The organism is Gilvimarinus polysaccharolyticus (genome assembly GCF_001187555.1).
Taxonomy (GTDB): Bacteria; Pseudomonadota; Gammaproteobacteria; order Pseudomonadales; family Cellvibrionaceae; genus Gilvimarinus; species Gilvimarinus polysaccharolyticus.
Window position 1 is genome coordinate 336,169 of the sequence record NZ_LFIJ01000001.1, and the last position, 14,862, is coordinate 351,030.

The window sequence follows — 14,862 nt, forward strand, 5'->3', positions numbered from 1 at the left end:
CCCCGAGCCTATTTACCGAGCGCGGCGACAATTTATGCAGCAGAGCTTAGCTCTTGGCACAGCCGCGGTTGCTGTTGGTGGTGTGGCAACCGCGACGGCCAAACCTTCTTTTGTGGCCGATGCGGATGTATCAAGTCCCAGTTGGTTGAGTCAAAAGCTCGCCGAGGCTAGCGCCGATACCGCTACGCTGGACGATAAACTCACGCCTTATGAACATGTCACCAGCTACAATAATTTCTATGAATTTGGTTATAACAAAGACGATCCGGCCAAGCACAGCGATACCTTAAAACCGCATCCGTGGAACGTTGAGATTGCTGGCGAAGCGGAAAAAACTGGTTCGTTCAATCTTGAAGATATTCTTAGTAAAGTCGAGCTGCAGGAGCGGGTGTATCGGCTGCGCTGCGTCGAGGCGTGGTCTATGGTGATACCTTGGATTGGTTTTGAGCTGGGCAGTTTATTAAAACAATTTAATCCCACCAGTCGCGCTAACTATGTGGCTTTTACCACACTAGAAGATGCACTGCAGATGCCGGCCCAAGGCAACGCCTTTAGCACCATCGATTGGCCTTACGTGGAGGGCCTAACCATGGCCGAAGCGATGCATCCGCTTACTTTATTGGCGGTGGGCTTATACGGCAAAGCATTGCCCAATCAAAACGGCGCGCCACTGCGTTTGGTGGTGCCTTGGAAGTACGGCTTTAAAAGTATTAAATCCATTGTGAAGATTGAGTTTACCCAGAAGCAACCACCGACCAGCTGGAATATCTTGGCGCCTAATGAGTACGGTTTTTATGCCAATGTGAACCCAGAAGTGGATCATCCACGTTGGTCGCAAGCCACAGAGCGACGCCTGCCCAGCGGATTGTTTAGCCCCAACATTATCGATACTCAAATGTTTAATGGTTACGATGAAGTGGCTTCGCTGTATAAAAATGTAGACTTACGCAAAAACTTTTAATTAGGGACAATATATGCCATCTACTTTATGGCGGCGCGTTATTTTAGCTGTGCTAATGCTGGCGCCTTTTGCGTGGATTAGCTATGCAGCGGTGACGCAACAGCTGGGTGCCGACCCGGCCAAAACCATTGTTTTATTTACCGGCGAGTGGACTATTTACAGCTTGTTTTTCACCTTGTCGGTTTCGCCCTTAGTACGTTTTTTAAAGTGGCGTTGGCTGATGCCGCACCGGCGTATGCTGGGCTTGTTTGCCTTGTTTTACGCCCTGTGCCATTTACTTAGCTATATGGTGTTTATCTTGGGGCTCGATATGTCACGCTTTTTATCCGAGCTGGCCAAACGCCCTTACATTACCGCAGGTGCCCCGGCTATTTTAATTCTAATTGCCTTAGGGGTGACCTCTACCCAAGGCATGATGCGCCGCTTGGGTAAAAATTGGCAGCGGCTACATAAGCTTGTTTATGTGGCCTTGTTTTTAGGCTGGATTCACGTGTTATGGCAGGTGCGTTCGAGTTATTTTGATGCGGTTTTATACGGTGTTATAACCGCGTTGTTGCTGGGGATTCGTCTCTACTGGACCGCAAAAAAGCGCCGCAAGCGCGGTAAAAAGCCGCTGAGCAATTGTTAAAACCTGTCGCCAAGGACGGTATAACTATGCCTTGCCAACCATTGTGGTGATATAAGATGATTGGCATTAATCGTCTTAATCGAAACACTTCGCAAGGCGGTTCAAACATCGTTGGGTGTGATTGTTAGTTACAAATTCATACAGATATCTTCTAATGATTGGTTATGCTAGTCGACTATAAAGTTGAACTTAGTCGTCAATCAAGGAGAGAGTAATGCGTTTTGCCGGATGGTTTTTGTTAGTCGTGGGTTTAGTGGGCTGTGGCGGGTCTAATAGCTCGTCAAGTGATGGCACTGTTGCCTCGTCGCTGGCATCGAGTGTGTCGTCTAGCTCACTTTCAAGTAGTTCTTCTAGCTCGCTCTCAAGTAGTTCTTCGTCTTCGGTTGCTTCTTCGGTTAGCAGTTCTGTCGTATCCTCTTCCAGCTCGTCCTTACCTGCGGTTGACTATAGTAGCTTAAAGCCGAGCCAGCCGACCGAGGTGCCTCTGGCCAGACTCAGTAGTCTTCAGTTGGAGCGTTTGATAAAAAATGGGCTTAGGCTTCAACTTTCAAGCTATGGCTACCCGGTTAATCGAGAGCTAGAGGATATTGATGTTAGCGACGCTGATTTTTCGCCGAGACCCCCTGCGTCAGTATCTAGCGGCGAGCCATCATACTCAGACACCAACGTACACGTGGACGGTGTTGATGAATCTGACGTTGTTAAGTACGACGGGAAGCATTGGTTTGTGGCGCACATCGGCACCGAGAGTAATGGCAATATACCGGGTATTCAGGTTGTTGCCACTGAGCCAGATGTTCCGGATGCACATATTGTTGGGCAGTACCTCTACGAAGATGCTTGGTGGGGCATGGTCAGTCAAATGTATATGGAAAAAAACGCCAGTGCCGCGACCCAACTGGTTACTTTAAAAAGAAAGCTGGGAAACCTTGATGCGATAATGCCTACGGCGACCCCGACCTGTATCTCAGACCCTTGGTTTACACCGGCTAATGGTCGTATTCAGGTAGATTTTATTGATGTCTCGACACCCAGCACGCCGAATCTGGCGGCCGAGCTTACCTTAGACGGTACGCTAATCGATAGTCGTCGAGTTGGGGATATTTTATATATCATTTCGCGCTATGACCCTTGGGTTACTGACCTAGGATTTGAAACCCGTAAAGAAGATGCGCGCGATCATAATGAGTCGTTGTTACAGCAGGCAACGCTTACACAGCTATTGCCACATTATGAACAAAACGGTACCTCACAGCCGCTAAGTGACACGTGCCTTGCCCAAAGTGATATCGATTCCAGTCAAGGCTTTCACTCGTTAGTACACACAACCGCCATTAATATTCGTACGCGATCACTGGTTGCCAGCGAATGTGTGAGTGCTGGTGTGTCGTCAATGACTATGAGCCCCGACAACCTGTATCTAACGGGTACTATTTGGGGCAATGGCTCGCGTAAAACCGTGATTCACAAATTTAACTTATCGGATAGTGGCGCCATTTACGCGGCGACTGGCAGCGTGCAAGGCTCCGTTAGTGATGATGCGCCATTTCGTATCAGTGAGCACGATGATCACTTAAGAGTTGTGACTACAAACCTAACGGAAAACTGGGATATTGTTCATCGTTTGTTTGTGCTGACACAGTTTGATCAGTCGTTAGAGGTGATTGCCCAATTGCCCAATGACGCACGACCTGAGCGATTAGGCAAGCCAGGTGAGGATATCTTTGCGGTGCGCTTTGCCGGCGATAAAGCCTACGTTGTGACCTTTCAGCTTACCGACCCTTTATACGTGATTGATTTAAGTGACGAGCTTGACCCAAAAATCACCGGCGAGTTAGAAGTGCCGGGTTTTGCAACCTATATCCATCCCATTAACGATCAATACCTATTTACCCTAGGGCAAGACGCCGATGCACAAACCGGCTGGAATAAAGGGATAAAGGCACAGTTGATAAAAATTAACGCCGGTGTGCCGATACTCACCGGCGAGCTATTGATTGGTGATCGATACAGTTATAGCGAGGCGCTCAGCGATTTGCGAGCCCTTAATGTGCTCGATGACGGCGCAGGCAAAGTGCGTATTGCGTTTCCTGTTGTTGTGTACGAGCAAAATCAACAGAATCAGTCAAAATGGCAATACAGCGGCCTGCAAACGCTTGAGTTAAATGATTTACTGTCGGCTAATGGCACTATGCAGGATAAGGGCGTGCTGATTGCCGACACCGACACCAGCCAAAGATATAGCCCTATTCGACGGGGGCTGCTGCATGATGATGCGGTTTTCTATACCCAAAACAATAATATTTGGGTGGGCGAGTGGGGCAAGGTAGACGCTGCTATGGGGCCTATCGGTAATGATGATATTGTTTGTACCGAGGAGCTTCGTAATGGTTTAAAAGTGCAGATAGTTGGTGAGTATATGATCCCGCTTGAGAACTGCGATGCAAGGGTTGTCGCCGTAGATGGAGATTTTTCCCAAATATTAACACCGCTACTTAGGGAAAATGGCCCGAATTGTTATTTTGTTGGGGCTGAAGAACGTGCAGGTAGCTACACGATTACAGCCGACTTAAGTGGTTATATGTCGGAAACCATCACTGGTGTAGAGGTCACGGAAGACGCGTGTCACGTACAGACTCATGAGGTGGCGATTCAATTAGAAAGTAATTCAGACACCTAAGTGATGTTACCGCGTAAACAAAAAGGCCTCCCGCAATGGGAGGCCTTTTGCGTTAAAACCGGTAGGTATAACCGACGCTAACAGTGCGACCACGGCCGGCAAAATAGCGCTCGTTGTTGGTTTGCGCTTGCGAGTAGTAGGTGATGTACTCTTTGTTGGTGAGGTTTTGCACGCTGGCTTGCAGTTGTCCGTCTCCCACCATCCAAGTGGCGGTTAAATCGAGCAATGTGTAACCATCAAAGTCGGCGTAACTTTCGCCCGCGGCGTTTTGGTAATCGCGATCGAACATGTTGCTGGCTTGCACACGGGTATCAAAATCCGAGGTCCATTGCTGTGACCAAAACAGATTAATACGCTCGGGGGAAATATTGCTGGCGTCTAAGTCGGTATCCACAGAACCATCGGCGTCTGAGTCGTACTCGCCGGTGGGGTTAGAGTAGGCAATGCCGACACTTGAGTCGTTGGTAAAAAACCAAGTGGCGCTGGCTTCGATACCATCGATCTCGGTTTTTTCACGTTTCACATCGTAAATACCATCGGCATTTACGGCTAGGCGTGAGCCGTAGTCTGAATCCGATTGGTAATAGCTGAACGCTAGATTTAAACCGCCGGCGTCGTATTCAATACCGATCTCGCGATTATCGGTCACGATGGGTACAAGATTTAAGAAAGAGTCAATCGATTGGCCTGGCTCGTTAATGCCACGCAATACTCGGCCCACGTCGGGCATCGATGAACCCTCGGAGGCATTAGCAAATACGCGCAAGGCATCGGTGATCTCGTAGGTGGCGCCGATGTTGTATAGGGTCTCGTTAAACGAAGGGGAGCCGCCTTCGACAAATTGACTGCCGTAGGTGTACAGAGTGGTAAAATCGTCGACATCAAGTTTAGAACTTTCGTGGCGCAAGCCAGCGGTAACGACTAAGGCGTCCACGCCGGTGAACTCTAACTGGGCGTAGGGCGCAATATTGTTGTAGTTGGTAGGTGGTACCCAGGCGCGGCCGGTTTGTACCAGCACTTGCTGTGTTTCATCTTGCAGTGCATCAAAGCCCCACACTATGTTAACGGGTGCGCCGGCGATTTTGTCGCGCGCCATGGTGAGCTTAAAGCCCATTTTTTCCGATTCATTTTGCGATTGGTCATAAAAACCTTCGCCGTACGCGGGGTCATAAAAGGTGCCAAACGTACCGCCGCCAAAGGTAGCGGCAAAGTCTTGATAAAATAATTGGGCGTGTACGCTGTGGCCCCACAGTTCGTCTTTACGATAATCCAAACTGACCGTGGTGACATCGTTGGTCGGCGTCTTGCCTGGTACGGTGCCGGGTTCGGATGAGGTGGCAATACCGTTGGCAATATCCCCGGGTACTGTCACCCAACCACCGTTGCCGGCTACGTTAAAGTTGTTCACCATCAGATGCAGCGACTGGCCATCGCCGCGATAACCAGTCTTCAAAAAGAAGTCGCGGCTGTCGCTGTCCATGGTGTCGCCCTGGGTGGTGTCAACGCCAATCACTTCGCCGTTGGCATCGGTAAAAATACCGCTGTTGCGCACACTAGCACTAAAGGCGATGTCCCAGCGGCCAATGGCATCGGCAAAGCTGTAACCCACGCCGGTGCTTAGGGCGTCCGAGTCATAATCGGTAGGGGCGTTGATGTCTACGTGAAAAGATTGCTCACGGCTGGTAACGGGCTTTTTAGTGATTAAGTTAATAATGCCGCCCGAAGCGCCCATGCCGTGTACCGCGTTGGCGCCGTGAATCACTTCAATACGTTCGATCATGGACGGATCTAACGTTAGGCCATCGCGTGAGCCATCGCGCAGCGGGTTAGATTGCGGCACTCCGTCAATTAAATACAGTGGGCTACGGCCGCGTAAGGTTTCGCCCGCGCCAGTCATTTTTTGGCGGCTGGGGGTAAAGCCTGGCACTAAGTTACCCAGTACGGTCGATAAGTCGTAGCTTACCGCCAACTGTTGGTCTAACTCGATTTTGTTGATTACCGTAACGGTATTGGGGATCGAGCTAATAGGCTTGGCCGTACGTGAGGCAGTAACGATCATCTCTTCCATTTGCGGCTCGTTATCTACCGGTTGCGCCAAAGCGAGTGCGTTAAGGCTGGCAAGCGTTAGAAGAGGGACGAGTTGGCGGCGGACGTGTATCATTAAAAACCTCGATTAGTGAGTAGAAATAAGGGTGCGGATGATAGTAGTTATCATTACAGTTAACAACTAGAATGTTGCAACTTATTTACGTTATTCACTCTTTACGCTAAAAATTTCTAGAAGATACTCATTGATGAAAAGCCCAATCCTATTGGCCGTTCACCGTTATATTGGTTTGCTGGCCGGCATTTTTTTTGTAATTACCGCGCTGACCGGAGCCCTGTTGATTTATAAACAGCCACTCTTGTTGGCTTATTATCCTGCTCTGGCCGCCGAGCAAAGCGCCTCGCCTGCGATCACCGCCGATACCGTCGCGCTGCTGCAACAACTGGATGCGCAGCAAGCGCCTGCTGCACGCCGAGTGCGTATGCCCACCGCAGACTGGCCTTTTTTTACGGTGAGTTATCGCGATGGTTCGTACCAGTATTTAAGTACCCAAGGTGAGCTGCTGGTGAGTTCTGAGCAGCAGTTTGATCCGCTGGCTTTTCTAATGGATCTGCACATCCACTGGCTTGCCGGCCATACCGGTGAGCGTATTAGTGGTTATGTGCATATTGCTGTGTTGTTGCTGCTGGCAACGGGTATTTACGCTTGGTGGCCGCGTCGTTGGCGCAAGGCGTTAACCCTGGCTTTAAGCGGAAGTGTTATTAAAGTGGCCTACAGTTGGCATCGTACATTAGGCGCGCTTAGCTCATTGGTGTTGATTGTCTCGGTTGCTACAGGGGTAATTATGGTGTTTTACGCCGAGGTAGGCACCGCCTTAGTGGCCAGTCTGGGCGGCGATATCAAACCAATAGAGCGAACTGTGGAGGTAACGGATAAGCCCCAGCCGTGGCCAGTGTTATATCAGGTGATGCGCGATACTTTACCCGAGGGTCAGCTGCGCTCGGTGAGTTTCTCGGCCGAGCCCGGCCGAGCGATTAGCGTGCGCAAACGGATGCCAGGTGAGTGGCACCAGCACGGTCGTAGCTTTGTTTATATCAACCCCTACACCGCCGAGGCTTACGCTCAAAAAGATGCCCGGGAGGCGGGCTTGGGGGTGGCGTTAATGGAGAAAGTTTATCCGTTGCATTCGGCGGCGGTAGGTGGGCCGTTGTATTGGGTGGCGTTAACCATTGCCTCCGGGATGGCCCTGTTGTTGTTTATCAGCGGGCTTTATATTTGGTTATGGCGCCGCCGCGCCCGTAAAAGTTAACCGTGATGGCTTTAATCGTTAAGCGTAAAAGCTCTTTAGGTTATACTTAGTTAAATTATATGAACATTACGTTATTAGTGATAATAACAATGCCGCAGACCAGGAAGGTGTTTCTCAAGGCGTGTTGAGGTTCTTCCCCCTGTTTGTTGTGTTGGCCGATAACGTTGTTCGGCGCCCATATTGGCGAGAACGGCACTGAGCCGAGCGCCACTTTGGTTAAGTTTGATTATTTGTGCTTCGTGGGGCGGGGTAACCGAGTAACACAGCAACGCGAGATTAATAGTGATTAGATTTTTAGTTGTAGTAGAGGGCACAATGGTGGCGGTTAAATGATAGAGTTATTTTTGTTTGGTTTGTCGCCATTAACCCATGATTTGGAATGGCAGCCGACCATAAATTTAGTACAAGTTATGTCTGATGTACTTATAGCGTTGGTTTTTTTTGTGATTGCAGCGGGGCTGTTAGCTTTTCGTCGCAAGCGTCAAGACTTAGAGTACCCACGCTTAGTAACATTGTTTTCAGTATTTCTTTTGCTGTGTGGTTTGGATCATGCCTTTCGTATTTACACTCTGTTGGGCGGCAGTCCTAATGGCCAGGCGGTGCTTTCTGCACTAACCGCTATTGTCGCTGTTATTACCGCCTTGGGATTGTTGTGGATTATTCCTAAAGTGTTTGGCGGCCCCAGTGCAGAGCAACTGCAACAGGCCATGGCAGAGGCTAATAACGAAAAGCTCGAACGGCTTGCACTTAAAGCACGTTACGATGCCGAATATAGTTTACGTGAAGCGGCCAATGCCTCGCCAATGGGCCTAATAGTAGTAGGAGAACATGGTCAGATAAAAATGGCCAATACCGCTTCTTGCCATTTGTTTGGTTATGCTAATAGCGAGCTGTTACAAAGAGACATCGCCTCGCTACTTGACCTCGCCGCGGTGGATGAAAATCAACATCCTCTTACAGAATTTTTCTCTTCAAACGTTTCATCTGGGCAACATTTAGAATGTGTAGTACAGGGTATTCGTAGCGACGGCAGCTATGTCCCTGTTGAACTTAAGCTGGTGAAACGCGATCACCTTGATGACATGAAAACATTTGTCTCAGTTGTTGATATTTCTGAGCGCTTAGCGCAACAACAGCAAGTAGAGGCCATCAGTAATCGCTTAGAACGTATCACCTCGGCAAGCCGTGAGGGGCTGTGGGAGTGGGAAATTGAATCGGGTTTGTTGTGGTGGTCGCCGGCATTGTGGCAGCTGCTGGGTTATCAGCATAAACCGACCGATGTCACTATGTATTTATGGGAGGCGCACATTGTTCCAGAGCATCAGGCCAAATTTTTTAACGAATTAGATCGTAACCTTATTGATGGCGGATCATTTGATATTGAGTTTCTAGGCGTTACGGTTAATCGTGAGTCACGTTGGTTTCGTGTGCGTGGTAATTGTGTTGGTGGCAGCTCCGATCATAAGCGTTTAATGTGTGGCACTTTAGAGGATATCCAACAACGTAAAGATTTAGAGCTAAAGTTATCAGAAAAAAATCAACTGCTCGAATCTATCTATACCGGCACCCGATACGGTGTGTTTGTGCTTGATTGTCTGAGTAATGGACAGATCGTTTATAAGGCCGTTAATCCGGCAATAACAAAAGCACTGGGTATTCAAGCAGAGCAACTGCTCGATCAGTCAACGCAGGCGCTTGCCCCTGAGATTATGCCGCATGTAATGGCCGAGCAAATTGACTCGCGTTATCGCCGCTGTCGCCAAACCGGTAAACCGATAACCTATATCGAGAGTTTTCCGCTGCGTGGTCAGCCCGTATGGTGGCAGACCTCGCTGTATCCACTGATGGACGACGCGGGGGATATTTACCGTATTATTGGTTCGTCAGCCGATGTAACCGATTTAAAAACCACCGAGAATAAACTGGCCAAAAGTGAACAGTTTTTGCAAAACGTTGTAGATTTGGCCATCTGCGGCTTATACATTTACGATTTGCCCACCGAAAGCAATATATTTGTTAATCAGCAATACACTCGTTTAACCGGATATACCAAAGACGATTTAAACAATGTGGATGATTTGTCGGTGCTGTTTCATCCAGATGAAATCGACGATATTGCCAAGCAAGTTGATAAAGCAATGACCTTAGACAGCGCTACTTTTTTAGAAATAGAGTATCGTTTTTGGCATAAGGACGGTTACTGGATTTGGTGTTACGCGTTTGATTCAGTCTACGCACGCGATGAGCGAGGCAGGCCGACGCAGCTTTTGGGCACATTTATCGATGTTAGCCAGTTAAAGCATTACTCCGAGCGGCTGCGTAAAATTGACGAGACAACCCCCGATTCATTAGCCACCAGTATGGAATAATCCCTGTAGCCTTGGCGGCTATTGGTTGGGCAAATAGTGGAATAAAGCGATCACTTGCTGCTCGCTTAAACTCTCCATTCGTTCAATATTACGCTCAGGAATCGACTCGGTATCGGCACCATTATCAATGGCTGCGCTTAGACTTTGTTCACGCAGCAGATGCAAAATAGGGTAGGGCGAACGATTAGTTAAATTGCTGCGGTCAGTGAAATCTGTATCAGAAAATTGATAGTCGGGATGAAAACTTGCTATTTGATACGTCCCCTGCAAGCCTTGTTTGTTTAGCCTGCTCTCGGCTTGTTGCGCAGTGATGGTGTAAAAGTAAAAGTCTTCAAAGCCTTCGGGCAGTATCAGCAGCGTGGTTTCAAGCTCGGTAATGGGAGTGTTTTCTAGCCGCGCGATCTCTTCGTCGAGTACTTCAAGTAAGCCTAAACCACGGGACTCATCAAATACCGTAAAACGAATGCGGTTGTGTTTAGCGGGCTGGTGGGCAAATGGGCACAAGTTAAGTCCCAGTACGACTGTCTCAAACCATTGTTGCGTATTGGCAATGACTGCCGCCGTTGTTGCTGCCTCCAACCTATCACCTCATTACTTGTGCGACGGCAGGTGTCGCTGCCGGTGGATTTAATGCGCCACTATAGCGGTCACCCCATCATTTAGGCAATGGCCGGCTGTATTGGAGTAGTGATGAGTGTGTGGGGCCGTGTTGTCTAAGATAAACAGCATCTCGATCCAGTCATCGACTTCGGCCAACGGTGAAAAGGCGATATCGATTAACGGCACGAGCATGGTTTGTAGCGGTGCGGGAGCGTAGTAAGGCGTTAAACGCTGTTGCACTAAGTGGATTATGGCATTCATATCTGGGTTGTGACGACTTTTGCGCAGTGTGTAACTCAGCTCAATGGCGCAGCGTAGATACCGCTCGGTAGCCTGCTTGTTATAGTCGTCATGCGACAGCAAAATGTCGGCAGTTTCGAGCGCGGCACCGTACGCAGATACCGCATCGTCCCAGCGCCGCTCGGTAATGTAACCGCGCCCCATAGCGCGTAACTTAAGGCACAACTGCCGGCTTTGTGCTGGGTTGTGCAAAACTAAGGCTCGGTGCTTACTGCACAAGAATTGATTCTTATAGGTGGGCTTAATCATACTGTACTCTCAAGATCGCGGGCCTGAGTTAGGCGTTTAAGTTAGGCGGCGCAAGTGTGCAAGTATTCCTGCGTAATTTGCCAAACCCAGCGTTCAATGCGTTCGTCGGTAAGTTCAAACTGTTGTTCGTCATCGATGGCAAGCCCGCAAAACTCGGTTTTCTCAGCGTTTACCGCTAGAGACTCGTCATAGGTATAGCCCTCACAGGGCCAGTGACCAATCACCGTCGCCCCGGCTTTTAATACTCGCTCGTTTAGCCAACCCATGGCATCAACAAAGTAATAGCCATAGCCGAGCTGATCGCCTAAGCCGTATAGCGCGACGGTTTTGTCGGTCAGTTTGGTCGCCAGAATCTGCTCTTCAAAGTTCTCCCAGTCTTCCTGAATACCGCCAAAGTCCCATGTGGGAATTCCCATAATAATAAAGTCGAACTGCTCAATTTGCTCGGGCGAAGCATCACTGACGTTAAGCATCTCAACCACCACGCCATGGGCGGCGAGGGCGGAGGCTATCTTGTCGCCTACCTCTTCGGTATTGCCGGTATCGGTGCCATAAATCAGCCCAGTGTGGGCGTGGGTTAAATCTTTCATAGGGGAGACCTCCGCTGCCATTGAATGTTTTGGTACATTAATATAAATGATAATAATTATCAATAGCGTTTGGTGGTGTGATGAAGATATTATCAAGCTGGTGTTTTACCGATCTTGCGCAGCGGGCCGGTGAAAACTGCTAAACTCCTCGCATGAATCAAGCTGCCTTACAAACACTCAAAAACACTTTCGGTTACGATGCCTTTAGAGGTCCGCAGGCCGACATTATCGATACCGTGATAGCAGGGCAAGACGCCTTGGTACTGATGCCCACCGGCGGCGGCAAGTCGCTCTGTTATCAGATTCCTGCGCTGGTGCGCGAAGGTGTGGCGATTATCGTCTCGCCGTTGATTGCTTTGATGCAAGACCAGGTGAGCGCACTGGCGCAACTGGGTATTAGCGCGGCTTACCTAAATTCGAGCCTTGCGTTTGATGAGGTGCGAGCCATCGAACAGGGCTTGCGTCAGGGGGAGATCAAAATCTTGTATGTGGCGCCGGAGCGTTTAATCCAACAGCGCACCCTCGATATGTTGCACCAACTACCGGTGTCGCTGTTTGCGATAGATGAGGCTCACTGTGTGTCTCAGTGGGGGCACGACTTTCGCTCAGATTACTTGCAGCTAAGTTTACTGCACCAACAGTTTCCACGCGTGCCACGGGTGGCTTTGACGGCTACGGCCGATGATCGCACCCGTGCCGAGATTATTACTCGCCTACAGCTGGAAGATGCGGCGCAGTTTATTAGTGGTTTCGATCGGCCTAATATCCAGTACCGTATCGAGCAAAAACAAGATGCGCGCCAGCAGTTACTGCGCTTTTTACACAACGAGCACCCCGGTGATGCCGGCATCGTTTATTGTTTATCGCGTCGCAAAGTAGACGAGACCGCCGAGTGGCTGACTAAGCAAGGCTTTAACGCACTGGCATACCATGCAGGTTTGCCTGCGACCACTCGCAAAACGAATCAAGAGCGTTTCCTGCGCGAAGACGGCGTCATTATCGTTGCCACCATTGCCTTTGGTATGGGGATCGATAAACCCGACGTACGTTTTGTTGCGCACTTGGATTTGCCCAAAAGCATCGAGGCCTACTACCAAGAAACAGGACGGGCTGGGCGCGATGGCCAAAGCGCCACTGCGTGGATGGCTTATGGTGTGCAAGACGTTTTAAAACTGAAAAAAATGATGAGCCAATCGCAGGGTTCGGATGATCATAAGCGTACCGAAAATCACAAGTTGGATGCCATGCTTGGTTTGTGTGAAATTACCACTTGTCGGCGCCAGGCATTGTTGGCGTATTTTGGTGAGCGCGATCACGCCCCTTGCGATAATTGCGATACCTGTTTAACCCCGCCGCAAACGTTTGACGGCACCGTGGTGGCGCAAAAAGCACTGAGTTGTTGTTACCGTACCGGCCAGCGTTTTGGGGTAAACCATTTGATTGACGTACTGCTGGGCAAAACCAATAGCAAAGTTGAACAATTCGGTCACGATAAGCTCAGCACTTTTGGGATTGGGGCCGAGCTGGACGCTAATCAGTGGCGCTCGGTATTTAGGCAGCTGGCGGCGCGGGGCATTATGGAGGTGGATGTAGCCGGTTATGGCGGGCTATTGCTCACCGAAAAGTGCCGCGCACTGCTAAAAGGCCAAGAAGAGATCGAGCTGAGAAAAGACATTAAAACTACCGTGCCTGGTAAAAAAGCTCGCAGCAATACCGGCGGCTCGTTAATGGGGCCCGATAAAGTCTTGTGGGAATCTTTGCGCGAGTTGCGCAAACGCTTGGCTGCCGAGCAAGATATTCCACCCTATATGATTTTCCACGATGCCACCCTAATGGAGGTGGTGAGTCACCAGCCGCAAAGCTTGGATGCTTTGGGACGTATCTCGGGTGTCGGGGCGAGCAAGCTGGAGCACTATGGTGAAGATTTTGTCGCCGCCGTGACTGCCCATGTCGAGAGCTTGGCCGATTACGCCGGCAGCGCAGAGAACGTTCGCGCCACCGAACATGAAACCTTTGCGCTGTTTAAGGCTGGGATGGACATTGCGGGTATTGCCCGCCAACGGGATCTAACTGAGACCACTGTGTTTACTCATTTGGCGGGGTTAATTGAACAAGGTCAGCTAAGCGTGGCCGAGGTGGTCGAGCTGCCGCAGCAAGAGCTAGACAATATTGTTGATGTGATGCTCGCCCACGACGACCAACCTTTTAAGCTAAAACCCGTGTTTGACGCCCTAGGCGGCGCGTATGAATATTGTGTGTTGCGCTGTGTGAGAGCCAGTGTGGTGCGAGAGATGGGCGGATAGATCGCTTAATGGTGGAATACTGGAGTGATACTCTAAAGTTCGATTTTCCTCTAAAAAATATTATTGATGCTATTTTAATTTTTGCAAAGGTTTTTGTTTTAAGCATTTAATGTATAAATAAAGGGACTAACCATGAGAGTTTTTGCGGTTGTAGTATGTTTGTTGCTTTCGGCTTGTTCGGCCCATCAATCTCCTCGTATTGTGAATTCAGTGCCTGATGGTAAAGGCGGCTTTAATTCCATAGTTTTGTCTGAGTACTTTGAAAGTATGGCCACCATGTTCGACGACTCGCTAGTAGCGCATGTTGTTGTAACTCTGGGGGATGAACGCCTGCCCGAAGGGTATGAGAAAGTGTTGTCTTGGTCTGATAGAAAGTATCAGGATCATATTGAAGAGGTAGAAGAAATTTATTTTACCAACCTTTCCGATAAAGAAGTGACGGTGAGTGAGGTTTATTTGTCTTACTTTCAGACAGAACGCTCGTTACTTAGCGAGCCATTGGTAATTCCACCCAAGACATTCAGAAAATCAGATGCTTTAGTGTCCATTAGTTCAGTTTACCGAGCGCCTAGACGCGATAGGGTGCTGAGGGTCAAAGCAAATGGTGTGTATGAAAAGGTTACACTCACAGAGCAAAGAACTCCTATCAAAAAGAAGTAGCCTTTCCAGTAAGTTACAGCCTGAGTGAGTTTTCGTTACATGCTTTAAGCAGCCCTAGTTATTTTTTACTGCAGTGAAGTCGCTCACCTGAAAAAGCGCCCAAAAGCCGATAGTTCTGTGCCCAAAGATAAGCTAATGAGTTCGGCATTGCGCCTGATTAAAACCC

Annotated in this window: 11 protein-coding genes; 7 read left to right on the forward strand and 4 right to left on the reverse strand. The window is 49.2% G+C overall.

Annotated elements, in window-relative coordinates:
- From msrP to GILYN3_RS01415, 3 genes are all read left to right on the forward strand, one after another.
- A partial coding sequence (msrP, locus tag GILYN3_RS01405) for a protein-methionine-sulfoxide reductase catalytic subunit MsrP (protein WP_332307847.1) occupies positions 1-961 on the forward strand: 961 nt, incomplete at its 5' end.
- 13 nt (positions 962-974) lie between these two features.
- A complete protein-coding gene (locus GILYN3_RS01410; protein WP_049721196.1) occupies positions 975-1,589 on the forward strand; it encodes a protein-methionine-sulfoxide reductase heme-binding subunit MsrQ in 615 nt (204 codons plus the stop codon).
- A 214-nt stretch (positions 1,590-1,803) separates the two neighbouring features.
- Entirely contained in the window at positions 1,804-4,269 is a 2,466-nt protein-coding gene (locus GILYN3_RS01415; RefSeq protein ID WP_049721197.1) for a beta-propeller domain-containing protein, read from the forward strand.
- A 52-nt stretch (positions 4,270-4,321) separates the two neighbouring features.
- Here the strand turns inward: GILYN3_RS01415 and GILYN3_RS01420 are convergent, their stop codons facing one another.
- Positions 4,322-6,430, reverse strand: coding sequence for a TonB-dependent receptor (locus GILYN3_RS01420; protein ID WP_049721198.1), 2,109 nt, complete (start codon positions 6,428-6,430; stop codon positions 4,322-4,324).
- A gap of 133 nt (positions 6,431-6,563) precedes the next feature.
- Here GILYN3_RS01420 and GILYN3_RS01425 point away from each other — a divergent pair, with 133 nt between their 5' ends.
- Positions 6,564-7,625, forward strand: coding sequence for a PepSY-associated TM helix domain-containing protein (locus tag GILYN3_RS01425; RefSeq protein WP_049721199.1), 1,062 nt, complete (start codon positions 6,564-6,566; stop codon positions 7,623-7,625).
- Positions 7,626-7,954: 329 nt separating this feature from the next.
- Complete coding sequence (locus GILYN3_RS01430) at positions 7,955-9,994, forward strand: PAS domain-containing protein (RefSeq protein WP_049721200.1); 2,040 nt, start codon at positions 7,955-7,957, stop codon at positions 9,992-9,994.
- Between the two features lie 18 nt (positions 9,995-10,012).
- Here GILYN3_RS01430 and GILYN3_RS01435 read toward each other — a convergent pair whose 3' ends face one another.
- From GILYN3_RS01435 to GILYN3_RS01445, 3 genes are read right to left on the reverse strand one after another with little or no spacing between them, the layout of a single operon-like run.
- On the reverse strand, positions 10,013-10,573 hold the full coding sequence (locus tag GILYN3_RS01435) for a DUF1415 domain-containing protein (RefSeq protein WP_049721201.1): 561 nt from the start codon (positions 10,571-10,573) through the stop codon (positions 10,013-10,015).
- A gap of 48 nt (positions 10,574-10,621) precedes the next feature.
- Positions 10,622-11,143, reverse strand: a complete 522-nt coding sequence (locus GILYN3_RS01440) for a hypothetical protein (RefSeq protein ID WP_049721202.1) — start codon at positions 11,141-11,143, stop codon at positions 10,622-10,624.
- A gap of 41 nt (positions 11,144-11,184) precedes the next feature.
- On the reverse strand, positions 11,185-11,733 hold the full coding sequence (locus GILYN3_RS01445; RefSeq protein WP_049721203.1) for a flavodoxin: 549 nt from the start codon (positions 11,731-11,733) through the stop codon (positions 11,185-11,187).
- Positions 11,734-11,885: 152 nt separating this feature from the next.
- Here GILYN3_RS01445 and recQ point away from each other — a divergent pair, with 152 nt between their 5' ends.
- A complete protein-coding gene (gene recQ / locus GILYN3_RS01450; RefSeq protein ID WP_049721204.1) occupies positions 11,886-14,036 on the forward strand; it encodes a DNA helicase RecQ in 2,151 nt (716 codons plus the stop codon).
- A 132-nt stretch (positions 14,037-14,168) separates the two neighbouring features.
- Positions 14,169-14,696 carry a hypothetical protein gene (locus GILYN3_RS01455; protein ID WP_049721205.1) on the forward strand — a complete coding sequence of 176 codons (528 nt, stop codon included), beginning with the start codon at positions 14,169-14,171 and terminating at the stop codon, positions 14,694-14,696.
- Positions 14,697-14,862 lie beyond the last annotated feature (166 nt).